This is a genomic window from Azospirillum sp. UENF 111221 (genome assembly GCF_058780625.1).
Window position 1 is genome coordinate 701418 of sequence record NZ_JBSNCH010000001.1, and the last position, 22575, is coordinate 723992.

General features: G+C 68.5%; 20 protein-coding genes and 1 riboswitch. Of the genes, 10 read left to right on the plus strand and 10 right to left on the minus strand.

Annotated features, from left to right (window positions below; all coding sequences use genetic code 11):
- Positions 1-173 precede the first annotated feature (173 nt).
- The 3 genes from galE to ACWPN3_RS03105 are packed head-to-tail and all read left to right on the plus strand — an operon-like array spanning position 174 to position 3039.
- Positions 174-1187 (plus strand): UDP-glucose 4-epimerase GalE, encoded by a 1014-nt coding sequence (gene galE, locus ACWPN3_RS03095; RefSeq protein WP_492242571.1) that lies wholly within the window; start codon positions 174-176, stop codon positions 1185-1187.
- Positions 1188-1238: 51 nt separating this feature from the next.
- The gene (locus tag ACWPN3_RS03100) at positions 1239-1799 is read left to right on the plus strand and encodes a MarR family transcriptional regulator (protein ID WP_247873131.1); all 561 of its coding nucleotides are present in this window, start codon (positions 1239-1241) and stop codon (positions 1797-1799) included.
- Positions 1800-1830: 31 nt separating this feature from the next.
- Positions 1831-3039, plus strand: coding sequence for a DUF2336 domain-containing protein (locus tag ACWPN3_RS03105; protein WP_492242570.1), 1209 nt, complete (start codon positions 1831-1833; stop codon positions 3037-3039).
- Here ACWPN3_RS03105 and ACWPN3_RS03110 read toward each other — a convergent pair whose 3' ends face one another.
- The gene (locus ACWPN3_RS03110) at positions 3040-4392 is read right to left on the minus strand and encodes a nitrate- and nitrite sensing domain-containing protein (protein ID WP_492261077.1); all 1353 of its coding nucleotides are present in this window, start codon (positions 4390-4392) and stop codon (positions 3040-3042) included. It lies immediately after the preceding gene.
- A 288-nt stretch (positions 4393-4680) separates the two neighbouring features.
- On the opposite strand from ACWPN3_RS03110, the gene ACWPN3_RS03115 reads away from it, so the two are divergent.
- Both ACWPN3_RS03115 and ACWPN3_RS03120 read left to right on the plus strand, forming a co-directional pair.
- Entirely contained in the window at positions 4681-4884 is a 204-nt protein-coding gene (locus ACWPN3_RS03115) for a hypothetical protein (protein WP_146208064.1), read from the plus strand.
- A 118-nt stretch (positions 4885-5002) separates the two neighbouring features.
- Entirely contained in the window at positions 5003-6217 is a 1215-nt protein-coding gene (locus ACWPN3_RS03120; RefSeq protein ID WP_282188121.1) for an alpha-hydroxy acid oxidase, read from the plus strand.
- 81 nt (positions 6218-6298) lie between these two features.
- Here the strand turns inward: ACWPN3_RS03120 and ACWPN3_RS03125 are convergent, their stop codons facing one another.
- The 3 genes from ACWPN3_RS03125 to ACWPN3_RS03135 all read right to left on the minus strand — a co-directional run bounded on the left by ACWPN3_RS03125 (position 6299) and on the right by ACWPN3_RS03135 (position 9717).
- On the minus strand, positions 6299-7066 hold the full coding sequence (locus ACWPN3_RS03125; RefSeq protein WP_492242569.1) for a hypothetical protein: 768 nt from the start codon (positions 7064-7066) through the stop codon (positions 6299-6301).
- A gap of 115 nt (positions 7067-7181) precedes the next feature.
- Positions 7182-7751 (minus strand): manganese efflux pump MntP, encoded by a 570-nt coding sequence (locus ACWPN3_RS03130; protein ID WP_492242568.1) that lies wholly within the window; start codon positions 7749-7751, stop codon positions 7182-7184.
- Between the two features lie 2 nt (positions 7752-7753).
- Positions 7754-7940, minus strand: a riboswitch (yybP-ykoY riboswitch).
- 166 nt (positions 7941-8106) lie between these two features.
- Positions 8107-9717 carry a glycosyltransferase gene (locus ACWPN3_RS03135; RefSeq protein WP_492242567.1) on the minus strand — a complete coding sequence of 537 codons (1611 nt, stop codon included), beginning with the start codon at positions 9715-9717 and terminating at the stop codon, positions 8107-8109.
- Between the two features lie 180 nt (positions 9718-9897).
- Here ACWPN3_RS03135 and ACWPN3_RS03140 point away from each other — a divergent pair, with 180 nt between their 5' ends.
- Together ACWPN3_RS03140 and ACWPN3_RS03145 are read left to right on the plus strand one after the other, a co-directional pair.
- Positions 9898-10683 carry a nucleotidyltransferase domain-containing protein gene (locus tag ACWPN3_RS03140; RefSeq protein ID WP_109449064.1) on the plus strand — a complete coding sequence of 262 codons (786 nt, stop codon included), beginning with the start codon at positions 9898-9900 and terminating at the stop codon, positions 10681-10683.
- Positions 10676-11395: a metallophosphoesterase family protein gene (locus tag ACWPN3_RS03145; RefSeq protein WP_109449062.1), complete on the plus strand. Its 720-nt coding sequence runs from the start codon at positions 10676-10678 to the stop codon at positions 11393-11395. The genes ACWPN3_RS03140 and ACWPN3_RS03145 overlap by 8 nt, the downstream gene beginning before the upstream one ends.
- Before the next feature lie 55 nt (positions 11396-11450).
- Here ACWPN3_RS03145 and ACWPN3_RS03150 read toward each other — a convergent pair whose 3' ends face one another.
- The 3 genes from ACWPN3_RS03150 to ACWPN3_RS03160 form a co-directional block, all read right to left on the minus strand.
- Positions 11451-12515, minus strand: coding sequence for an ABC transporter ATP-binding protein (locus ACWPN3_RS03150; protein ID WP_109051464.1), 1065 nt, complete (start codon positions 12513-12515; stop codon positions 11451-11453).
- Entirely contained in the window at positions 12508-14175 is a 1668-nt protein-coding gene (locus tag ACWPN3_RS03155) for an ABC transporter permease (RefSeq protein ID WP_492242566.1), read from the minus strand. Before ACWPN3_RS03155 ends, ACWPN3_RS03150 begins: the two co-directional genes overlap by 8 nt.
- Positions 14176-14397: 222 nt before the next feature.
- The gene (locus tag ACWPN3_RS03160) at positions 14398-15513 is read right to left on the minus strand and encodes an ABC transporter substrate-binding protein (protein WP_492242565.1); all 1116 of its coding nucleotides are present in this window, start codon (positions 15511-15513) and stop codon (positions 14398-14400) included.
- Between the two features lie 182 nt (positions 15514-15695).
- Between ACWPN3_RS03160 and ACWPN3_RS03165 the strand changes: the two genes are divergently transcribed.
- The 3 genes from ACWPN3_RS03165 to ACWPN3_RS03175 all read left to right on the plus strand — a co-directional run bounded on the left by ACWPN3_RS03165 (position 15696) and on the right by ACWPN3_RS03175 (position 18475).
- Positions 15696-16361, plus strand: coding sequence for a response regulator (locus tag ACWPN3_RS03165; protein ID WP_492242564.1), 666 nt, complete (start codon positions 15696-15698; stop codon positions 16359-16361).
- Positions 16361-17932, plus strand: a complete 1572-nt coding sequence (locus ACWPN3_RS03170; RefSeq protein WP_492242563.1) for a sensor histidine kinase — start codon at positions 16361-16363, stop codon at positions 17930-17932. Before ACWPN3_RS03165 ends, ACWPN3_RS03170 begins: the two co-directional genes overlap by 1 nt.
- A 396-nt stretch (positions 17933-18328) precedes the next feature.
- Positions 18329-18475 (plus strand): hypothetical protein, encoded by a 147-nt coding sequence (locus tag ACWPN3_RS03175; protein ID WP_167421730.1) that lies wholly within the window; start codon positions 18329-18331, stop codon positions 18473-18475.
- A gap of 96 nt (positions 18476-18571) precedes the next feature.
- On the opposite strand, the gene ACWPN3_RS03180 is transcribed toward ACWPN3_RS03175, so the two are convergent.
- Genes ACWPN3_RS03180 through ACWPN3_RS03190 form a run of 3 tightly spaced genes read right to left on the minus strand, consistent with a single transcriptional unit; the run spans position 18572 to position 22400 of the window.
- On the minus strand, positions 18572-20842 hold the full coding sequence (locus tag ACWPN3_RS03180; RefSeq protein WP_492261078.1) for a xanthine dehydrogenase family protein molybdopterin-binding subunit: 2271 nt from the start codon (positions 20840-20842) through the stop codon (positions 18572-18574).
- On the minus strand, positions 20839-21849 hold the full coding sequence (locus ACWPN3_RS03185; RefSeq protein WP_492242561.1) for an FAD binding domain-containing protein: 1011 nt from the start codon (positions 21847-21849) through the stop codon (positions 20839-20841). The genes ACWPN3_RS03180 and ACWPN3_RS03185 overlap by 4 nt, the downstream gene beginning before the upstream one ends.
- Positions 21846-22400, minus strand: coding sequence for a (2Fe-2S)-binding protein (locus ACWPN3_RS03190; RefSeq protein WP_492242560.1), 555 nt, complete (start codon positions 22398-22400; stop codon positions 21846-21848). Before ACWPN3_RS03190 ends, ACWPN3_RS03185 begins: the two co-directional genes overlap by 4 nt.
- Positions 22401-22575: the final 175 nt, after the last annotated feature.

Consider the following 22575-nt stretch of genomic DNA (forward strand, 5'->3'; position numbering starts at 1 on the left):
CAGACGCGGCCGACATCGTGCATGCTGCGCTGCATGAGATTTGCGCAAGGCGCCGTGATCCCCCCATCCGGCCCCCTGCACCGCCCCAAACCCGCCCCCCGTTTTCCTTCCACCACGCCGGCCGCCCGATTCCGGTTGCGGCCCGAAAACCGGTTCAAGGAAACCCACACTCCATGACGACGTCCCAAACCATTCTCGTCACCGGCGGCGCCGGCTATGTCGGCAGCCACTGCGTGACCGAGCTTCTCGACCGCGGCCACCGGGTCGTGGTGTTCGATAATCTGCGCCAGGGCCACGCCGCCGCCGTGCCGCCCGAGGCGACCTTCGTCCAGGCCGATCTGGCCGACGAGGCGGCGCTGGCCCGCGTGTTCGGGCAATGGCACTTCGATGCCGTGTTCCATTTCGCGGCCCTGTCGGTGGTCGGCGAGTCGATGCGCGACCCGCACGCCTACCTGCACGGCAACACCGTCACCTCGCTGAACCTGATCCGCGCCGCGGTGAAGGCCGGGGTGATGAAGCTGGTCTTCTCCTCCACCGCCAACCTGTTCGGCTCGCCCAAGCGCATCCCCATCGACGAGGACGAGGCGATCGACCCCGGCAGCCCGTACGGCGAATCGAAGTTCATGATCGAGCGCGCCCTGCATTGGGCCGACCGCTGCCATGGCCTGCGGTCCGCCTGCCTGCGCTACTTCAATGCGGCCGGCGCCCATCCCAACGGTCGGCTGGGCGAGGACCACAGCCCCGAAACCCACCTGATCCCGCTGGTGATGGACGCCGCCACCGGCAAGCGCCCGCACATCGAGATCTTCGGCACCGATTACGACACGCGCGACGGCACCTGCATCCGCGACTATATCCATGTCTGCGATCTGGCCGACGCCCATCTGCGGGTGCTGGACGCCTTGGACGGGCGGTCGGTCCGCTACAATCTGGGCAACGGCACCGGCTACAGCGTGCGCGAGGTGATCGCGTCGGTGGAGCGCATCACCGGCCGCAGCGTCCCGGTCAAGGTCGGTCCGCGCCGCCCCGGCGACCTGCCGGTGCTGATCGCCTCGTCGGAGCGCATCCGCCGCGATCTCGGCTGGCAGCCGCGCTTCCCGGAACTGGACAGCATCATCGGCAGCGCCTGGGCATGGCGCAGCGCGCACCCGCATGGCTTCCGCGGCCTTGCCGCCGCGGCGGAGTGAGCCGGGCAGGAAGGAAACAGGAATGGTTGAGCCGGCAGGATCATGGACGCGATGAGCAACCTGAACTGGGACGATGACGACGCGCCCGAACCGGGCGCGGACGACAAGGCAACCGACCGGGCGGGCGGCAAGCCCGGCGAGGATCTCGACCTCGCCGACTTCCACGGCATGGCGCGGCTGATCGAGAGGATGCACCGCCGGTATCTCGACGTCGTCCGCGTCGGCCTGTCCAAGCAGGGCATCGAGGACATCGGCCCGGTGCAGGCGCTGATGGTCATGCTGATCGGCGAGGACGAGCTGTCGGTCCGCGACCTGATGGAGCGCGGCTATTACCTGGGATCCAACGCGTCCTACAGCCTGAAGATCCTGGTCGATGCCGGCTACATCAACCGCGCCGCCAACCAGCGCGACCGCCGCACCGCGCGGCTCCAACTGACCGACAAGGGGCGGGAGCTGTGGGAGGGTCTGCGGCGGATGGAGCAGGCGCAGGCCGAGGCGCTGGTGCGCAACGAGACCGAGGTCCGCGACCTGAAGGCCAGCTACCGCACGCTCCGCCGGCTCGACCGGCTGTGGGGCGACATGGTCCGCTACTCCTGCCTCGATTTCGACTGAAGGGTCTCCTCCGATGCCGCAGCCGGGTGCCATGATGCCACACGCCGCCGCCCAACCAGACGCCCCCCACCCCAACGGCCTGTCGTCGAAGGATGTGGAGCGGCTGCTCGTCTCGCCGAATGCGGAAACGCGGATCGAGACGATGAACAAGCTGTTCCACGATCTGGAGGCGGGCGCGCTGAGCCCGGCCGAACGGTCGCTGGCCATCGAGGTGGTCCATTGCTTCGCCGGCGACGCCCAGGTGGCGGTGCGCGAGGCGGTGGCCTGGCAGCTGCGCAACAGCCCGCTGCTGACCGGTGATCTGGCGGAGCGGCTGGTCCGCGACGTCGGCCGGGTGGCCTTCCCCATCCTGCGCGATGCCGCCGGCCTGACCGACGACCTGCTGCTCGACGTGCTGTCCGATCCCGATTCCGGCAAGCATGTGGCGGTCGCCAGCCGCTCCACCGTCTCCGCCCGCGTGTCCGGCGCGATTGCCGAGCGCGGCAACGTCATCGCGGTGACGGCCTTGCTGCGCAACGACGGCGCCGAGGTGCCGGACAGCGCGATGAGCCGCGCGCTCGACCGCTTCGGCCGTGTCCGCATGGTCAGCGAGGCGGCGGCGACCCGCCCCGGCCTGTCGCTGGCGATGGTCGAGCGGGTGGTCGCCTTCGTGTCGGACAGCATGCGCACCACGCTGATGCAGGCGCATGGCCTGTCGCGCGAACTGGTCGAGCGGCTGGTCGAGCGCGGCCGGGAGGCGGCGACCATGCGCTTGCTGCGCCCGGTCCTGCGCGGGGCCGAGGACATCGACGCGGTGATCCAGTGGCTGCACGCCAACCGCCGCCTGACGCCGGTCCTGCTGTTCCGCGCGCTGTGCGCCGGCGACCTGTCGCTGTTCGTCGCCGGCATGGCCGTCCGCGCCGGCATCCCGGCGGAGAATGCCCGCCGGCTGGCCTGGGACGACGGCGAGCTGGGCATGGCGGCGCTGATGAAGAAAGCGGCCGTCACCCCCGGCCTGACCCAGCCCTTCCAGGTGGCGGTCGGCGTCGCCAAGCGGATGGAGTATGAGGGCGGCGATGACCGTCGCGAGGATTTCCAGGCGGAGGTCATCGGCGAGCTGTTCACCGCCTGCACGCCCACCAACGACTGGATGGTCGACGATTTGCTGCTGCAGCTGTTCGACCAGAAATCGGAGGAGGTGATCGACCGGGCGCTCGATCAGGCGGGGCTGCCCTTCTCGCCGGTGCGGACGGTGCAGTAGTCAGGTCATCCTCCCGCCGTCCCCCCTCCCCGTTCCCGCCGTGACGCCGCGGAGGATGTCCGACATGCTGAGGATGGCTTCGGCCACCTCGACGATCCGCTTGTTCTGGTTCATCGCCGTCTTGCGGATCAGCTTGTAGGCCTCCTCCTCCGACAGGTTGCGGGTGGACATCAGCAGGCCCTTGGCGCGGTCGATCACCTTGCGCTCGTTCAGCGCCGCCTTCGCCGTCTCCAGCTCCAGGCTGACGTCGCGCAGGCGCTGCGACTGCGCCTGCATGACGTCGAGGACCGAGCGCATCAGCTTCGGCGGCAGCCCGTCGGGGGCGTAGAGACCGGCGCCATCCTGGCCCGGCGCAGTCGATACCGGCCCGGTGAATCCCGACAGCGCGGCACCGGCATCGACCAGCATCATGGCGACCGGCAGCACCGCGTCGGGACCGCCGGCGTCCGCCTGCCCGAGATCGGCACGGGCCTGGGCCAGCTTGGCCTCGCACAGGCGGCGGAGATCGTCGGTCAGACGGTCCTCCACCGTTTTCAGCAATTCCATCCGGCGGGTCGACCGGTCGAACCAGACCTCCGGCGTGATGCCCGACAGCTCGCCGTGGCGGGCATCGTCGCTGAGCGCCACCGCCCGCATCCGCTCGACCTCCGCCACCGACGGGTCGGTCAGGGCGGTGCGGAAGGCGGCGGCATGGGCGGGGTCGGCGAACTCGGCGAAGATGCGGAAGGCGCGGTTCTGGGCGTCGATCAGATGGGCGAGCCGGCCATGCTCCACCCCGTCGAAGCGCCCGCGCGAGAAGCCGGCGCTGGCGGTCGCCCGCTCCTGCCCGGCGAATTCCTTGCCCTGCACGACGTTGAACAGGGCGACCAGCGCGCGGGAGATCGCCGGATCGGCGGCGATGTCGGCCGCCTCGAACAGCACGGACAGCAGATGGCCGACGATGTCGGTGAAGGCCTTCACCGAATCCTGCGGCACCAGCGCCAGCGACGACACCTGATCGCGCAGGGCGGGCAGCCCGTCCAGCGCATAGAGCGCAATGGCGGCCCGGCTGTAGAACTGCGCGCCGCAGCTGAGGCGGTCGAGCTGCTCGTCCACGAGGTCCAGCCGGTCGCGCAGCACCGACTCCAGCGTCCTGGCATCGGCCTGCCAGCGGGCGCGGTCCTCGGCGAAGCGGGTGCCGCCGGACCCGAGATAGATGGAGGAGGCGCCGCGTTCCTTCTGCAGGGCATGGATCAGGGCGCTGAGGTCGCGCACCAGGGCGCTGACCGCCAGAAGCTGTTCGACGTCGCGGATGCGGCACAGCTTGGCGGTGCGCAGGAAGCGCGCCGCGGCGGCGCTGGTTCCTTTCTTCATGGCGTCGCGTTCCATACCCATCCAGCCCGTTCCCCCGACATCGCCCAGCCCCTGGGGCTGCACAAGCAATGGATATGCCAGGGATATGCCGGCGAAAAAGCCCCTCTTCCCTTGCGGGGATAAGGGTGTCTTCCGGCGAACAGGGCCGCCCGGCCCTGGTGCATCTGCCCAAGAATCGGCAGGTCCGCCAAAAATTTGGGCGGGCAAGCGCCGCAAAATTGTGCGGCGCAACATCGGCGGCCCGGCGCTGTTGTCGTCGGTATCCCTCATTCCGGAGTCGCCTGCACCATGACCAAGAATCCCTTCATGAGCGCGTGGCTGTCCTGGGCCAACCGTGCCGGCGGCATGTGGACCGCCGCAGCGATGTCAGCGGCCCGACGCAACCAGTCGGCGGCCCAGACGGCGATGGTCAAGGCCATGATGACGCCGCCGAAGGCCAAGCCGTCGAAGCCGAAGCCCAACGCGAAGCCTAGGTCGAAGCCGGCGCGCTGAAAGCCGGACGCACGACCGGCTGAAAGCGGGGGTGCCGCAGCCATGGCTTGACGGTGCGCGGAGGGAGTGGCCAAATCGATGCCCTTCCGTTTCGCGCGCAACCGTTGAGACACGCCCCATGACCTCCGTTCGCATGCCCTCCTCGCGGCCGCCGTCGCGCTGGGCGAACCTGTTCACCGACCGGCCCGTCACCTGCATCGAGGATCTGCGGCAACTGGCGGAATGGCGCGTGCCGCGGATGTTCTACGATTACGCGGATTCCGGCTCCTACACGGAATCGACCTACCGCGCCAACGAGTCCGACTTCGGCCGGATCAAGCTGCGCCAGCGCGTGGCGGTGGACATGACCAACCGGACGCTGGCCAGCACGATGGTCGGCCAGCCGGTGGCGATGCCGGTGGCGCTGGCCCCGACCGGCCTGACCGGCATGCAGCATGCCGACGGCGAGATCCTGGCCGCCCGCGCCGCGGCCAAGGCCGGCGTGCCCTTCACCCTGTCGACGATGAGCATCTGTTCCATCGAGGATGTGGCGGAGAACACCGACAAGCCCTTCTGGTTTCAGCTCTACGTCATGCGCGACCGCGCCTTCATCGACAAGCTGATCGACCGCGCCAAGGCGGCGGGCTGCTCGGCGCTGGTGCTGACGCTCGACCTCCAGATCCTCGGCCAGCGCCACAAGGACATCAGGAATGGGCTGTCCACCCCGCCGAAGCTGACCGTCGGCAACATCCTGGACATGGCGACCAAGCCGCGCTGGTCGATCAACATGCTGCGGACCCACCGCCGCACCTTCCGCAACATCGTCGGCCATGCCACCGGGGTCAGCAACCTGTCGTCGCTGTCCTCCTGGACGGCGGAGCAGTTCGACCCGACGCTGAACTGGGACGACGTGCGCCGCATCAAGGACCGCTGGGGCGGCAAGCTGATCCTGAAGGGCATCCTCGATCCCGAGGACGCGGTGATGGCGGCCGACACCGGCGCCGACGCGCTGATCGTGTCGAACCATGGCGGCCGGCAGCTCGACGGCGCGATTTCCTCCATCTCGGCATTGCCGGCCATCGTCGAGGCGGTGGGCGACCGCATCGAAGTGCTGATGGACGGCGGAATCCGCTCCGGCCAGGACGTGGTCAAGGCATTGGCGCTGGGCGCCAAGGGCACCTTCATCGGCCGCGCCTTCCTCTATGGGCTGGGGGCCGGCGGCGAGGCCGGCGTGTCCCAGTGCCTGGAGATCATCCGTAAGGAAATGGACGTGACCATGGCGATGTGCGGCCTGCGCGATATCCGGCACGTGACTTCCAACATCCTGGCGGGGAAGCCGAATTTCGGGGGCTGACCGGGGGATGTTGTCTCCGTCCTGGCCGGCGGGGGGATGGAACGGCGTGGAACAGTTTTCGGGTGATGTTCCATCGCCCACCTACCGGCGCCGGACACCGACGTCAGGCGAAGGCGACCGCCTGTAAGCCCTCTCCCCCCTGGGGAGAGGGTTGGGTGAGGGGGGCAGCGCGGACGGAACGGCCGCGCCAGGGGATTGCCAAGGGGCAGAATGCCCCTTGGCGGCGCGCGGATCGCGCGCCGGCCCCCTCACCCTCCCCACGCCTGCGGCGCGGGTCCCCTCCCTCTCCCCGGGGGAGAGAGGGCAATCGGCAGCGTCCTCGCGCAGATAGCCGGGGATGTCGTCGTCGAGTTCGGGGACGGTGACGGCGGGCGGGTCGTCCGGGCGGGGCGCCCGCAGCGTTTCCTCCTCCGCCCCCATCTCCCGGCTGTCCCGCGCGGGGTTGCGGGCGGCCCCGAGACCGGGGATGAGGCCGAGCCGTTCGGCCAGCCAGCGGACGGTGGCGGGATCGCCCGAGGTGACCAGCCGCTCGATCTGCTCGGCCACCAGCACCCGCAGCGAGGACAGGCGCAGTTCGGCCTCGCGGTTCAGCGCCTGCCGCTCCCACCACACCCTGTGACGGAAATCCTTGGATCCGTAATAGGCCCGCCACAAAGTGGTGCGGCTGCACCCCATGGCGCGCGAAACCTGGAGGAAGCTGTTGCCGCGGGCCAGCATCCCGGCGGCCATGATCCATTGCTCCTCTTGGAACTGCGAACCGGGAACCAGGGAGCCTTCCGACGGGGTCGGCGGCTCCTCGGCCCAGCGGGGAAAATTTTCGGTGGTGAAGCTGCGGGGATCGAGGGGCATGGCGTGGCTCCGCGTTTGGCAAAAGGACGCGGCAAGCCTATAAGAAATTTTCCCGTTTTATAGGATTATTTTCATTTCGCGCATGCCCCTTCTCGTCGTTCCCCACCGCCGCCGGTCAGGCGAACAGCTCAAGATGCTCGACCAGGATCGACGTTCCGAGCGCGATCAGCGCCAACCCGCCGAGCACCTCCACGATCTTGCCCATGCGATGGCCGACGGCCCGGCCGATCAGCATGCCGATGGTGGTCATCGCGAAGGTGGCGAAGCCGATGGACAGGGCGATGGTGACGATGTCGGACCCGAGAAAAGCCAGGGAGACGCCGACCGCCGCCGCATCGATGCTGGTGCCGACCGCGGTGGCGACCAGCGTCCAGGGGCTCGCGCGGCGGGCCTGCCGCTCCGGATCGTCGGTCTCGGGCTGGAAGCCTTCCCAGACCATCTTGCCGCCGACCAGCGACAGCAGCACGAAGGCGATCCAGTGATCGACGGCGGCGACGTAACTGGCCGCCGCCAGACCCAGCGCCCAGCCGACCAGCGGCGTGATGGCCTCGACCACACCGAACACCAGACCGCCCTTGATGGCGACGGCGACGCTGGGGCGCTGCGATGCGCCACGGCCGATGGAGGCGGCGAAGGCGTCGGCAGACATGCTGAGCGACAGCACGACGATAGACAGAGGAGTCACGGGAGCGGTTCCTGCCGGACACATGAGACAGCATGTCCGAAATCCGGCCGGCGCGGAGTCTCGGGCACACTGGTCTCGCTAGGCAGACGAATGTCCGCTGAACGTGCCATGCGCCGCATCGGGCGCAAGAATGTTGACACGTTCCCGGCGAGGCCGCCGGAAGCTACTCCCCAACGGCGGCGACCATAGAGCGGCAGTCACCGCGCGTCAACCGCCAAGTCGAACAGTCATTTGCACTTCAAAGACGATCACGGCCCTGGCCAGAAGGCGGATGAACGCTCTCCGTTACTGTCGGATTACAAATATTTCATTCTATAGCCTTGGCTATGACCCTGTGGGGCAGTCCCGCCGGCGGTCACGGGCAAGGCCGGTGCAGCGACACGGCCTCGTCCAGGTAGCGCGACAGGGCAGCCGCGGCTTCCGCCGGATCGGCGCGCCCCGCCCCCTGGTCGCGGGCGTCGGCAGAGGCAGCGGCGAAGGCGGCGGGATCCTCGGCCAGCAGGGCTAGCCGCTCCACGGCGGCGGCATAATCGGGCACGACGAACCGGGCGCCGATGACGGCCGACACGTCGCCGACCGGCAGCGAAACCGGGACAACGCCGGCCGCCAGCGCCTCGGCGGCGCTCGCCCGGCCGCCGGTGCGCTGCGGGTTCACATAGGCGTCCGCCGCCTGCATCAAATCCGCCATGCCGGTGACATAGCCCAGGTGGACCAGGCGTTCCGCATGCCGCGACCCTTGCAGGCGCAAGGGCAGCGCCGCCGCCTCGCCGGCAAACGCCACCGCCACCCGCGGCGCACGGTCGATGAGGGACTCCAGCATCGCCAGGAAGGCGCCGTCGGCCTCCTCGTCCAGCCGGTTGCCGATCACCAGACACAGGAAGGCATCGTCCGGCAGGCCGTAGCCGGCCCTGGCCGCCGCTTTGGAGGGTGCCTTGGCGGGAACCGTCCTGTCCGGTTCCGGTGCGCCGATCAGTGAATGCAGAAAGCGGAAGGGCCGCCATGAGGCCGCAAGCGGACCGCTTTCCGGCCGGCTCCCCCCGCCGAAATCCAGCACGATGCCGGCCAGCGACGGCGTGGCCCCGCTGGTGGTGGGGATGCAGAGGGTGGGCCGCGCCGCCGCCAGCAGGTCGGCGACGATGACCGATCCGCCCAGCGACACCACCACGTCCGGGTCGTGCCAGTCGACCGCGCGCAGGAACCAGTCGATCTTGTCCCGGCTCAGCCCGCGGCCGGTCGAGGACAGCATCCGGAAGGAGCGGCCGTCCGCCTCGATCACCTGCTTGCCGTCGAAGGCCGGCTCCACCGAGGATGCGAAGGACGGCACGAACAGGCTGTGGATGTCGGCCGGCATGATGTTGGTGTTGAGAATCACCACCTCCCGGCCGCAGCGCTCCTCCAGAACCGCGGCATAGGACAGCAGGTCGCGCGACGGCTGGTGGCGCAGCGACAGAAACTGGTTCGTCACCAGCACGACCCGCCCGGTGGCCGGGCTGCCCGCCGGGCGGGGCCGCGGCGCGAGGCCGAGCCGGTCGCGGATCGCGCCGATCAGGCGGGTGTAGTGGGGAAACAGCCGATCCTCGAAGAAGCCGGGCCGGCTCGCCCCGTTCATGCGCATCAGGAAAAGCTGGCGGCCCATGCAGCAATAGATGTGAAGCAGGCGGTCGAGATCCGGGTGCTCGAACTCTGGGCGCTCGAACTCGGCTTCGATCAGGTCGAGCAACTCGTCGTAGCGGCGCAGGTCGCCGGTGATCGCGGCCAGCGCGGACAGGCGCAGGACCGGATCGGCAGCGCCGGTCAGGCGGCCGAGCTGCGTGGCGCAGGCGGCACGCTCGTCCGGCGGGGCATGGCGGAGACGCTCCAGCAAGGACTCGATCTCCCGCAAGGCGGACGCGCTTTCGACCGGCCGCAGCATGGCCCGGCTGAGCGCGGCGACGGCATCCGCGGAACTTCCCGCCGACAGCTCCATGGTTCAACCCCCGGTAAGGCCACCCTGCCGCACCAGATCAAATTTCCCGATCCGCGGCAAGCACAGCCGGAAACGCAGGGCACGGCAGACGCCTGTCCCGCAACACTCCCCGCCCTGCCCTGTTGTACCGGGTCAATGTGCAGCACCGCCGCGCAAGGCCGGTGCAATGGGGAGTGGTCCATGAGCGAACTCCGTGAGGGCAGCGCCACCGTCACCGCGGAGGCCGAGGCCTTCTATACCGAAAGCCTCAAGCTGCTGACCCAGTCCAACATCCCGTTCCTGTTGGGCGGGACCTACGCGATCAGCGCCTATACCGGCATCACGCGGCCGACCAAGGACATCGACATCTTCTGCCGCGGCGGCGATTTCCCGCGCATCCTGTCCCATTTCCAGGACCATGGCTTCGAGACGGAGATCGAGGACGAGCGCTGGATCGGCAAGGTCAAGCATGGCGAGCTGTTCTTCGACGTCATCTTCAACTCGGCGGTCGCCATCAACCCGGTCAACGACCGCTGGTTCAAGGAGGAGCATCGCGCGGTGATCTGCGGCAGCGACGTGCCGCTGGTGGCGCCGACCGAGATGATCTTCTCCAAATCCTTCGTCCAGATGCGCCACAAGTACGACGGGCCGGACGTCGTCCATATGATCCTGAAGCAGCATGACAGGATCGACTGGAAACGGCTGCTCGCCCACATGGAGCAGCATTGGGAGGTGCTGCTGATCCACCTGCTGAACTTCCGCTTCATCTATCCGACCGAGCGCGACCGCGTGCCCGACTGGCTGGTGGCGGAGCTGCTGGAGAGGATGCAGGAGCGCGCCAAGCTGCCGGTCGCCCAGACCCGTATCTGCCGGGGCCGGCTGTTCTCGCGCGAGGATTACCTGATCGACGTCACCGAGTGGGGCTTCGCCGACGTGGTCGGGGAGGAGGGCACCAGGCAGAACCCGAAGGAGAACGGGAATGGATGAGCGCAGGCTGACCGTCGCCGCCATCGGCGACATCCATGTCGGCGAGACCACGCAATATCCCTATCGCGAGCTGTTCCAGGAAATCGCCGGCAAGGCCGACGTGCTGGCGCTGTGCGGCGACCTGACCAACCACGGCAAGCCGCGCGAGGCGGAGATCCTGGCCGACGCCCTGCGCTCCATCGGCATTCCGGTGGTCGCGGTGTTCGGCAACCACGATTACGAATGCGGTCATGTGGAGGAGGTCCAGCACATCCTGGCCCAGGCCGGGGTGCGGTTCCTCGACGGGGCGCCGCAGGAGATCGGCGGCGTCGGCTTCGCCGGGGTGAAGGGCTTCGGCGGCGGCTTCGGCAACCGGATGCTCGACAGCTTCGGCGAGCCGGCGATCAAGCAGTTCGTCCATGAGGCGGTGAACGAGGCGATGCGGCTGGAGAGCGCGCTGCGGCAGCTCGACACCGAGCGGGTGTTCGTCGTGCTGCATTACGCCCCCATCGCCGCGACGGTGGAGGGGGAGCCGACGGAGATCTTCCCCTTCCTGGGCTCGTCGCGGCTGGCGGAGACCATCGACCGCTTCGACAATGTGCGGGCGGTGGCGCATGGGCATGCGCATCACGGGACATACAGCGGAAAGACGCTGCGGGGGACGCCGGTCTACAATGTGGCGCAGACCATCCCCAAGGAGACCGGGCGGCCCTATGCGCTGATCGAGGTGTGAGAGTGCCCTCTCCCGGGACGGGAGAGGGAAATCAGTGGCGGTAGAGGGCCGGCAGTCAGAACACCCAGAGCTGTTCCGGCGGCAGGTGCAGCCAGTGGGTGCCGGCGGCCAGCGGACGGCCGAAGGCGCGGAGCGTCTGGTCGCCGCAGCGGAAGACATGCTCCCAGTGGCTGCCGAGATAGACCGAGGTCTCCAGCTCGGCCGGGATGCGGTTCTCGCCATCCCCTCCCCCTGGGCCGTCCACCATCTCGACCTGTTCCAGGCGGATGACGCCGGTGGCCTCCTCGGACACGCCCTTGCCGGCGCGGTCCTTGCCCCACAGCGGGTGGCCGGACAGCTCGATGCGGGCGTAGCCGCCGCGCTTGTCCTGCACCCGGCTCTTGATCTGGTTGTTGACGCCCATGAACTCGGAGGCGAACAGGCTGACCGGCTCGGTGTAGAGCTGTTCGGGCGTGCCGGCCTGGACGATGCGGCCGCCGTCGAGCAGGACGATGCGGTCGGCAATCGCCATCGCCTCGACCTGATCGTGGGTGACGAAGACGGCGGTCAGGTTCATCCGCTTGATCAGCGTGCGGATCCAGATGCGGGCCTCCTCGCGTAGCTTGGCGTCGAGGTTCGACAGCGGCTCGTCGAGCAGGATGACCGGCGGGTTGTAGACCAGCGCGCGGGCCAGCGCCACGCGCTGCTGCTGGCCGCCCGACATCTGGTGCGGATAGCGGTCGCCGAGATGGCCGAGCCCGACGCCGTCGAGAACGGCAGCGACGCGCTGCTGGAGTTCGGCCTTCGGCACATTGCGGAGGCGCAGGCCGTAGGCGACGTTCTCGAACACCGTCTTGTGCGGCCACAGCGCGTAGGACTGGAAGACGAGGCCGAGGCCGCGCTTCTCCGACGGCACGTTGAGGCCGGCGGCGGCGTCGAACACCGGCTGGTCGCCGATGGAGATGACGCCCTTCTTCGGCTCCTCCAGCCCGGCGATGGAGCGCAGAAGCGTGGTCTTGCCGCTGCCCGACCGGCCGAGCAGGGCGACGATCTCGCCCTGGGCGAAGGTGGCGGTGATGCCCTTCAGGATCTCGGTGCTGCCATAGGACAGGTGCAGGTCGTCGATGATGAGCTTAGCCATGGGAGCGTTTCCCGAAGAGCGACATCAGCAGCAGGCCGCCGCCGATCATCGCGATGTTGACGGTGGAGAGCGCGGTCACGAGGTCGACGGCACCGGTGCCCCACAGCGAGACCAGCAGCGAGCCGATCACCTCGGTGCCGGGGGCCAGCAGATAGACGCCCGTGGAGTATTCGCGCATGAAAGTGACGAAGATCAGCAGCCAGCTGGAGAACAGACCGACCTTGACCAGCGGGATCGTCAGGTCGCGCGACACCCGGCCGGGGCTGGCGCCGACGATGCGGCCGGCCTCCTCCAGTTCGGGGCCGATCTGGAGCAGCGCACCGCTGACCAGACGCATGCCGTAGGCGAGCCAGACCAGCGTGTAGGCGACCCAGATGGCGATCATGGTCTGGCGCAGCGGCGACAGGAAGGGCGTGAACAGGAAGACCCAGAAGATCGCCAGACCGGCCACCAGGCCCGGCATGGCACGCGGCAGCAGGACCAGATAGTCCATCAGCCTGGTCCAGCCCGACTGCCAGCGGTGGGCGGCGAGGTTCAGCATGGTGTAGACGCCGACCGACAGCGCCCCGCCGACGGACGCGATCAGCAGCGTGTTGACGATGCCGCGGGTCAGGTTGGGGAACTCCATCAGCTCGCGGAAATGGGCCAGCGTCAGCACGTCCAGCAGGTTGACGCCCTCGCCCCAGCTCGACACGAAGGCGCGCAGCACCAGACCGCTGATCGGGACCACCACGGTGAACAGCAGCCACGCGGCGATCATCGCCGCCGCCGGCCAACGCCAGACGCCGATGGACACCGGCTTCTGCGCCGCGGCCTTGCCCTTCACCGAGACGTAGCGGTTGGCGGCGCGCAGCAGGAAGCGCTGGAGCGCCACCAGCGGCAGGGCGATGCAGATGATCGCCACCACCACCACCGCCATCAGCTGGTAGGACGGCGTGCCCAGCTTGTTGGTCAGCTTGTAGAGGTAGGTCGCCAACACAAGGATGCCCTCGGGGTCGCCGAGAACCAGCGGCAGGCCGAACAGCTCGAATCCCAGGAAGAAGACCAGCACGGCGGCGTAGAGGATGTTCGGCATCACCATCGGCAGGCTGACGGTCAGCGCCGTGCGCAGCGGGCCGGCGCCGGTCATGCGCGCCGCTTCCTCCACGTCGGAGCCCAGGCTGCGCAGGGCGGAGGACGTGTAGAGGAAGACGTGCGGGACGTGGGTCAGGCCGGCGATGACGATCAGCGTCGTCTTGGAATAGAGGTACCAGGGGACGAAGCCGAAGACGCCCTTGAACCACAGCGTGACGAAGCCCGCCGGGCCGAGGCTGACCACGAAGCCGAAGGCCAGCACCACCGACGACACGAACATCGGCACGAGGATCACCGGCTCGATCCAGCGGCGGCCCGGCAGGTCGGTGCGGGCCATCAGGAAGGCGAGCATGGCGCCGACCGGCACGGCGATGGCGGTCATGCCGAAGGCGATGACGCACGAGTTGTAGAGGGCGTCGAAGAAATCCTCGTCGTCCAGGACGAACTCGTAGGCGCTGAGCGTGAAGGCGGTCTTGGGCTGGAAGAACGGCCCGTCGAGGAAGCTCTGGTAGACGACCAGGCCGATCGGGGCCAGCACGGCAATCGCCATGGCGACGATCACCGCGATGCGCGTCGCGCGGTTCATGGGGGGATTCCTTGATTCGGCGGCTTTGGCGCCCTCCCCAGGGATTTTGGGGCAAGCCCCCTCTCCCCCCGGGGAGAGGGTCGGGGTGAGGGGGAGGCGTTGGGTGGATTTTAAGGGGAGCGCGAGGTGTTTTCCGGCGAACTGAGCCACGCCATGCGTCCCCCTCACCCTAACCCTCTCCCCGGGGGGAGAGGGGACTAAGCACGGGCTTGAGAGCAGCAGTTACTTCCCCTGGAGGGCCTTCTGCCAGTCCTTCAGGAACTTCAGGCGCTTGACCTGGTCGAGGTAGGTGAGCAGTTCCGGGCCGACGTGGATCGGGCGCAGCGTGCTTTCCGGGATGCCGGCGGTCGGGTTGGCCGAGGCCAGATCGGTGCGGATCGAGCCCATGTAGCGCGCCTGCATCGCCTGCTGGCCCTGCTTGGACAGCAGATAGTCGAGGAACAGCTTGGCGGCGTTCGGGTGCTTGGCGCCCTTCGGGATGAAGGCGATGCGCGACATCACGATGGTGTAGTCGGACGGCAGCACGATGCCCAGCGACTCCGGGTCCTTGTGCTGGCGCTCGTACACGTAGGAGCCGATCATGTTGTAGCCGATGGTGTGCTCGCCCGACGTCAGCCGCTCGATCATCGCGCCCGAGGAGGTGTAGAGCTTCACCCCGGTCTGGCCCATCGCCTTCACCAAATCCCAGGTGTTCTTGTTCGCCTGCACGTCCTGGGTGATGTAGAGGAAGCCGACGCCGCTGCGCTCCGGATCGTACGACGTGACCTTGCCCTTGTAGGCGTCCGGCTTCTCGGCCAGCAGCTTGGCGAGGTCGGCGTGGGTCTTCGGCACGTCGGCGGCCGGCACCACGCGCTTGTTGTAGGCGAAGACGATCGGCTCGGCGGTGGTGCCGAAGGCCTCGTTCTTATAGTTGGCCCAGTCGGGGATGCTCTTCGATTCGGGCGAGCTGTAGGACTGGGCGTAGCCGTCGTTGACCAGCTTCATCTGCAGGTCCATCGCCGACGACCACATCAGGTCGGTGGTGCCGGTGTTGGCCGCCGCCTCGCTGATGAAGCGGTTGTACATCTCGGTCGAGTTCTGGTCGGCATATTCCAGCTTGACCTTGGGATAGAGCGCCTCGAACCCCTTCAGCAGTTCCGACACGGCGGCCGCGTCGGTGGCGGAATAGATGCTGAGCGCGCCTTCCTGGTTCGCCGCCTCGATGATCTTGGCATAGGCGGGGTCGTAGCCGGCGGGGACCGACTGCGCCTGGGCGGTGCCGGCGGTGAAGGCGGGCACGGCGACGGACACTGTGACGGTGAGGGCCGTCGCGACCAGAAGGGCCAGTTTGGTGCGCATCTCTTCCTCTCCTGCGGTTGGTTTCCACGGCGTCGTTGCGGGCCGGGTTGGTTGGGCTTACAAGCGGATTTGCCGTGACTATAGGCAATCAACCTGTCGCCAATCTGTCGCGGATGAAAATTGTTGGTGGAACGGAACAGGTGCGGTCGGATGATGGCCCAATCGGACGATAGGCGGCTCCCTTGCGCATCCTGATCGTGGAGGACGACGCGGCGCTGGCGCGCGGGGTGACCGGCGGGCTGAAGCTGGCCGGCTATGCCGTCGACCATGTCGCGTCGGGCGAGGAGGCGGTGCGGCTGGAGCGGGCGGAGCCCTATGGGCTGGTGGTGCTGGATCTGGGCCTGCCCGACCTGTCGGGGTTCGAGGTGCTGACCCGCATCCGCCGCCGCGGCTCCACCGTGCCGGTGATGATCCTGACCGCGCGGGAGGCGGTGGCCGACCGGGTGAAGGGGTTGGATTTGGGCGCCGACGACTACCTGCTGAAGCCCTTCGATCCCGCGGAGTTCGAGGCGCGGGTGCGCGCCCTGGTGCGCCGCGGCCAGGGCACGCCGGTGCCGGAGCTGGCCTGCGGCGCCCTGCGCTACGACCGCTCCACCGCGACGGTGACGCTGAACGGCCGGGTCCTGGATTTGCGCAAGCGCGAGCTGGCGGTGCTGGAGGGGCTGATCACCAGGGCCGGCAAGGTGGTGCCGAAGGACCGGCTGGCCGGCGAGGTGTTCGGCTTCGACGAGCCGGTGGCGCCGAACGCCATCGAGCTGTATGTCGCCCGGCTGCGCAAGAAGCTGGAACCGGACGGGCCGCAGATCCGCACCATCCGCGGGCTGGGCTATCTGATGGAAAATCCCTGATGGCGGCCATTCGGGTGGGCCGGCCGGAGCGGGTGCCGTCACTGCGCCGCCGGCTGCTGACCCGGCTGCTGGTGCCGCTGGGTGCTCTGGCGGTGGGGCTGGGCGTCGGCGGGTCGGCGCTGATCCATGGCTTCGTGCAATCGACCCATGACCGGCTGCTCGCCGGTTCGACGCTGGCCATCGCCGAGCGGCTGGCGGTGGGGGACGATGACGGCGAGGTGACGGTCGACCTGCCGGCGGTCGCCTTCGGCATGCTGGAGAGCCAGGCCCGCGACAACATCTATTACAACGTCGCCCATGAGGGCGGGGTGATCACCGGCTATCTCGACCTGCCGCTGCCGGACATCCAGGCGATGCCGACCAACGTCACGGTGTTCCGCGATGCCTCCTATCACGGCCATCCGGTGCGGGTGGCGGCACAGGTCCGGCGGCTCTACGGCGTGCCGCAGCCGGTGCTGGTCCAGGTGGCGGAGACGACAGCGGGACGGCGCACGCTGGAGGTCGACCTGCTGCTGTGGCTGACCCTGCTGGAGGTGGCGCTGGTCGGCGGCAGCGGGATGCTGGTGTGGGGGGCGGTCGGGCGCGGGCTGGCGCCGCTGAAGCGGCTGCGCCGGGTGATCGATGCCCGCTCGGCGCGCGGGGGAATGGCATTGGTGCCGCTGCCGCTGGCGGTGGTGCCGGCGGAGGTGCTGCCGCTGGTGGTCGCCATCAACGGGCTGCTGGCCCGGCTGGACCAGTCCATCGGCACGATGCGGCGCTTCACCGCCGACGCCTCGCACCAGCTGCGCACGCCGCTGGCGGTGCTGCGCACCCATCTGGCCCTGCTGCGCCGCTACGGCACCGACAGCGCCGAGGGGCGCGCGGCGCTGGACGACGTCGACGGAGCGGTGAAGCGGCTGGAGCGGCTGCTGGTCCAGCTGCTGGCGCTGGCCCGCGCCGACGAGGATGCACCGGCGGTTCCCGCCGCCCCCGAGGTCGCCGACCTGATGCAGGTGGCGATGGAGGTTGCCGCCGAGCAGGTGCCGGCGGCGCTGGCCCAGGATGTCGAGGTGCGCTTTGAAGGGCCGGAGGACGGGACCGCCCTGCGGGTCGCCGGGAACGCCGTGCTGTTGGGGGAGCTTCTGGGCAACCTGCTGGACAACGCCATCCGCTACAACCGGCCGGGCGGCACGGTGACGGTGCGGGTCGGAGGAGACACCGCAACGGGGCCGGTGATGGAGGTCGAGGACGACGGCCCCGGCATCCCGGAGGCGGAGCGCGGGCGGGTGTTCGAACGCTTCTACCGCCTGGACCGTCCGGGCGAGCCGCCGCGTACCGGCAGCGGGCTGGGGCTTGCTATCGTCCGCGCCCTCGCCGACCGGTTGGGGGCTTCGGTCCGGCTGGATGCCGGGACCGGAGGTAAGGGACTGAAGGTGACGGTGACCCTGCGGGGGGCATCAGGCGACTCCTGTATTTTGCCAGAAATCTCCCTTTCCCCCCGCTCTCGCGCAAACGAGGTTTGCGCTGACGCGACAGGCGGACCTCCGGTCCGCCGAAAGCGGGGAGAGGGTCGGGGTGAGGGGGATGCATGATGTGGATCGGCAAGAAGCGAAGTGCCGCTCAGCCGCATAAGGCACGCCACGCGCCCCCCTCACCCTAACCCTCTCCCCGGGGGGAGAGGGGATGAGGCCTCAACCCGAACGCTGCCATGACAATTTTGTTAACCAGAGCTGCGCGGATATGTCGCCGGCTTCCATTGCCAGTTCGCAGCAGCGGGACTATCTGACCGCTCCGCAAGGCCTGTGCCGGCAAGGTGTTGGAAGTAAATACAGTCCGAACAACGGACGAATATTTTTTCCTCGTCCCGGCTTGGCCCACGGAAGAAAGAAACGGCTCCCGGCGTCTATTGCCCAGGAGACCGCACAATAAGGGTCTGGCTGCCCATCGAACCGGGCGGCCGAAAGAGGTTAGGGAAAGGGTCTGTCGCTATGCTTTGCAACATCGTCACCGTCGCCTCGTTGGGCGTTCTTTTGCTGTCGGGTATCGGCTTCAGCGTCACCAAGGCGCCGAAGCAGGACCGCCAGCACGAAACCGACATGCCTCGCCGCATGGCGGACGAGAACATCATGGGGTGATGTCGGAGTTTTTTAGCGGTTGCCGGGTCTGCCGGCAGCCGCGAAGGTGACAGGTTGTCCCCTCTCCCGGTGTAGGAGAGGGGACTTCTTTGATGATCAAGCCTCCAAAATCTTATCCAGCGTGATGGGCAGGTCACAGAGGCGCTTGCCGGTCGCGTGATGGATCGCGTTGGCGATGGCGGCGGGGACGCCGACGATGCCGATCTCGCCGACACCCTTGGCACCCAGCGGGTTGACGATGTCGTCATGCTCCTCGACGAAGATGACGTCGATGTCGTGGACGTCCGCGTTCACCGGGATGTGGTACTCGCCGAAATCGTGGTTCATGAAGCGGCCCAGCCGCTGGTCGATCATCAATTCCTCCTCCAGCGCCATCCCGATGCCCCACACCACCGCACCCAGGATCTGGCTGCGCGCCGTCTTGGGATTGATGATGCGGCCGGCGGCCACCGCGCTGACCACGCGGGTCACCTGCACGGTGCCGAGATCCTCGTCCACCCGCACCTCGGCGAAGATGGCGGAGTGGGTGCCGAGCGCATGCTTCATCTGAGACTTGTAATAGGGGACCGAGCGCGCCTCGTCCTCCAGCACCAGCAGATCGTTGGCCCGCATCACCTCGGTGATCGACAGACGCCAGGACGGGTCGGCCTTGGCGATCAGGAAGCCGTCGGCGAAGGTCAGGTCGTCGGCCTTAAGCCCCTTCAACGGACCGTCGTTCAGCCCGGCCGCCAGACCGGCCAGCTTGTCGCGCAGCCGGTCGCAGACCGCCTTCACCGCGGAGCCGACCGACGACACCGTCCAGGAGCCGCCCTGCAACGGCGCCATCGGCAGGTTGGTGTCGCCGAGCTGGAAGGACACCTTCTCAATCGGCAGCCCCAGGATGTCGGCGGCGATTTGCGTCATCGCCGTGTAGGTACCGGGGCCGATGTCGGCGGTGGCGCTGCCCACCGTCAGCGTGCCGTCGATGCCGAGCTTGGCCGAGGCGACCGCCTGCCCCTGCATGGCGTCCCACACGCCGGTCGCCATGCCCCAGCCGACCAGTTGCCGGCCCTCGCGCATCGAGCGGGGGGCATGGCTGCGCTTGTGCCAGCCGAAGCGTTCGGCGCCCTGCTGGAAGCAGGCGCGCAGCTCCTTGCTGGAGAAGGGCTTGCCGGTGTTGGGATCGACCTCGGTGTAGTTCTTCAGCCGCAGCTCCAGCGGGTCCATGCCGAGCTTGGCCGCCAGCTCGTCCATGGCGATCTCCAGCGCCGGGACGCCGATGGCGGCACCGGGAGCGCGCTGGTCGAGCGGGGTGTGGGTGTCCATCCGCGCCAGCTTGTAGTCCAGCCGGACATTGTCGCACTTGTATTGCTGGCCCGACCAATTGACGACGACCTCGACGTAATTCTCGGTCTGCGAGGTCTCCTGCACCGCCTCGTGGATGACGGCGGTGAGGGTGCCGTCCCTCTTCGCCCCCAGCGCCACGCGCTGGAGCGTTTCCGGGCGGTGGCCGAAGCTGAACATCTGCGGGCGCGTCAGCTCGACCCGGACCGAGCGCTTCAGCGCGGTCGCCGCCAGAACCGCCATGAACAGCTGGTGCTGCGGCCGCAGGCCCGAGCCGAAAGCGCCGCCGACGAAGGGGGAGATCACCCGCACCGAATCCTTCGACAGGTCGAAGACGTTGCAGACATAGGTCTGGGTGTTGATCGGCCCCTGCGTCTTGTCATGGACGGTCAGGCTGCCGTCGGTGTGATAGATGACGGTGGAGGCGTGCATCTCCATCGGGTTGTGATGCTCGACCGCCTGGGAGAAGTTCAGGTCGACGCTGACCTCCGCCTCGGCCAGCGCCCTGTCGGCGTCGCCGCGCGGCTTGGGCGGGGGCTGGAAGCCGCCCTTGTCCTTGCCGGGGGTGAAGGCGTTGGCCTTGGCCGCACGCAGGTCGGTCTGGTGGTCGTCCGCCTCGTAGGTCACATGGATCAGCCGGGCGGCGTAGCGCGCCAGCTCGAAGCTCTCCGCCACCACAAGGGCGATGGGCTGGAGCGCATGGTGGATCGTCGCGTCGTAGAGCGGGCGGAAGGGCGAGCCCTTCGGCGCGTCGTCGTCCTTCCACTTGCGGTCGAACCAGGGCAGGCTCGGCCGGTTCTCGTGGGTGAAGACCTGGAAGATTCCGGGAAGCGCCAGCGCCTTCGAGACGTCGATGGTAAGGATGCGGCCGCGGGCGATGGCGCTGGAGACGATGTAGCCGTGGGCGAGGCCGGGCGTGCTGAACTCCGCCGCGTATTTGGCGCCGCCGGTCACCTTCAGCCGGCCGTCGACGCGGCTGACGGGCTTGCCGATCTGCGAACCGGGACGGTCGAGCGGAGCGGGGATGGTCGGTTTGGCGATCATGAGTGCTCCACTCCGGCGGCTTCGGCCAGCGCCCGGACGATGGCGCGCTCGGCAAGTCCGATCTTGAAGGCGTTGTGGGATTGGCCCTTGGCATCGCGCAACAGGACGCGTGCTGCTTCGCGGAAAGTCTCCAGCGAGGCGGGCTTGCCGGCCAGTTCGGCTTCCGCCGCCGGATCGCGCCAGGGCTTGTGGGCGACGCCGCCGAGCGCCAGCCGGGCGCTGCGGATCGTCTGGCCGTCCATCGTGAGCGCGGCGGCGACCGACACCAGCGCGAAGGCGTAGGAGGCGCGGTCGCGGACCTTCAGGTAGGTCGAATGGTCGGCGAAGCCCTGCGCCGGCAGGTCGATGGCGGTGATCAGCTCGTCGGCGGCGAGGCTGCTGTCGATGTGCGGGGTGTCGCCGGGCAGGCGGTGGAAGTCGGCCAAGGGGATGGTGCGCTCGCCCTTGGGGCCGCTGACGCGGACCACGGCATCGAGCGCCGCCAGCGCCACGCACATGTCTGACGGGTGGACGGCGATGCAGCTGTCGCTGGCGCCCAGGATGGCGTGGATGCGGTTGACCCCGGTCAGCGCACCGCAGCCGGTCCCCGGCTCCCGTTTGTTGCAGGGGGTGCCGGTGTCGTAGAAGTAATAGCAGCGCGTGCGTTGCAGCAGGTTGCCGCCGTTGGTCGCCATGTTGCGCAGCTGGGCCGAGGCGCCGGCCAGGATCGCCTTCGACAGCATCGGATAGCGCGCCTGCACCCGCGCGTCATAGGCGGTGTCGGCATTGCGGGCGAGCGCACCGAGCCGCAGGCCGCCGTCGTCGGTGTCCTCGATGCGGTCGAGGCCGAGGCGGGAAATGTCGACCAGACGCTCCGGCCGCATCACGTCGGCCTTCATCAGGTCGAGCAGGTTGGTGCCGCCCGCCACGAACTTCACCGCCGCCTCGGTCGTCGTGCCGGGCTGGCCGGCGACGCCGCGCAAGGCCGCATCGACGCTGTCGGGACGGTCGTAGGAGAAGGCCCTCATGACGCGCCTCCGTCCTTGGCCGCCGGCTGCGCGTCCATCACCTGCCGGATGGCGGCGACGATGTTGGGATAGGCGCCGCAGCGGCAGAGGTTGCCGCTCATCAGTTCTCGGATGTCGTCGTCGGACTTGGCGTGCCCCTCCTCCAGCAGGCCGACCGCCGAGCAGATCTGGCCGGGGGTGCAATAGCCGCACTGGAAGGCGTCCTGCTCGACGAAGGCCTCCTGCAACGGGTGGAGCGCGTCGCCGCTGGCAAGCCCTTCAATCGTCGTGACGGTCCGCCCCTCCGCCATCACCGCCAGGGTCAGGCAGGAATTGATGCGGCGGCCGTCCACAAGCACGGTGCAGGCGCCGCACTGGCCATGGTCGCAGCCCTTCTTGGTGCCGGTCAGGTCGAGATGCAGGCGCAAGGCGTCGAGCAGGCTGGTCCAGGGGGCGACGTGCAGGGTCTTGCGGCTGCCGTTGATGGTCAGGCTGACCTCCATGGCGTCCGGCGGCGGCGCCGGCTGTTTTTGGGCGTGGCCCTGGAAGGCTGGACCTGTTGGCTGGGACATGACCGCTCCGACTGCTGGCAGGTGGTTCCACGAAAGGGATCGCGGAGGTAACAGCAGCCCTTCCGCCGCGTTCCTCCGGGAAGTTCCGTCCAGAAGTTCCACCGAAAACTTCACCACCGCGGATGCTGTCAAACAGCGGCGGCCGCCCCATCTGGTGCGGAGGAACGCACTCGAA